We start from the raw sequence: 986 nt of genomic DNA on the forward strand, positions 1-986 counted from the left end.
CCCGCGACGGCATCCCGGTCCGCGTCTGGTCGTGGCCCGGCAATGCCTCCGACCAGACCCTGATCCGGCAGGTCAAGGACGACATGCGGGACTGGACCCTCTCCAAGATCGTGTGGGTCGCCGACCGGGGCTTCTCCTCCGACCGCAACCGCCGCTACCTGCGCAGCGGCACCGACGCCTACATCATCGGCGAGAAGCTCCGCACCACATCCCCCGAGGTCAAGCAGGCCCTGTCCCGGCAGGGCCGCTACCAGGACATCACCGGGAACATGCGTGTCAAGGAAGTGCGGATCAGCGACACCGAACGGTTCGTCATCTGTCACAACCCCGAAGCCGCGGTCCGTGACCAACACATACGCGAGCAACTCGTCGCCCAGCTCACCGAGCTGATCGCAGACTCCGACAAGCTCAGCGACTTCAAGCGCGGCGAACTGCGCGGCAAGATCGCCGACAAGCCCGGCCTGAACCGCTACTTGCGCACCACCCCCGCCGGCAAGCTCCGCATCGACCAGGCCAGGATCAAGACCGAGGAGAACCTCGACGGCAAGTACCTCCTGCGATCCTCCGACCCCAAGCTCTCGGCCGAGGACATCGCGCGCGGCTACAAGGCCCTCTTGGAAGTTGAACGCGGCTGGCGCGATATGAAGCAGATCATCGACCTGCGGCCGGTCTACCACCGGCTCGAGGAACGCATCCGCGCCCACGTCCTGCTGTGCTGGCTCGCCCTCTTGCTCATCCGCATCGCCGAGACCACCACCGGCGACACCTGGCCCCGAATCCGCCGCGAACTCGACCGTCTCCACCTGGGCACCTTCACCGGCCCCACCGGCACGTTCCAGCAGGTCACCACCCCCACCAAGCCTCAGCAGGACCTGCTCGCCAAGCTCGGCATCCCCGCCCCCAGGCAGATCGCCAGCCTTCAGCCCGCACCGCGCTGACCAGCCATAACACCACCGCCTAGAGACACGCCCTCCAGGCGGCCACAG

1 protein-coding gene is annotated in these 986 nt (G+C 67.0%); it reads left to right on the top strand.

What is annotated here, in order from left to right:
* On the top strand, positions 1–938 hold a 938-nt coding region (locus tag ACRWND_RS30835), incomplete at its 5' end, for an IS1634 family transposase (protein WP_431955276.1).
* Positions 939–986 lie beyond the last annotated feature (48 nt).

Origin of the sequence: Actinacidiphila sp. bgisy167 (genome assembly GCF_965342175.1) — a bacterium.
In the GTDB taxonomy this organism is placed as follows: domain Bacteria; phylum Actinomycetota; class Actinomycetes; order Streptomycetales; family Streptomycetaceae; genus Actinacidiphila.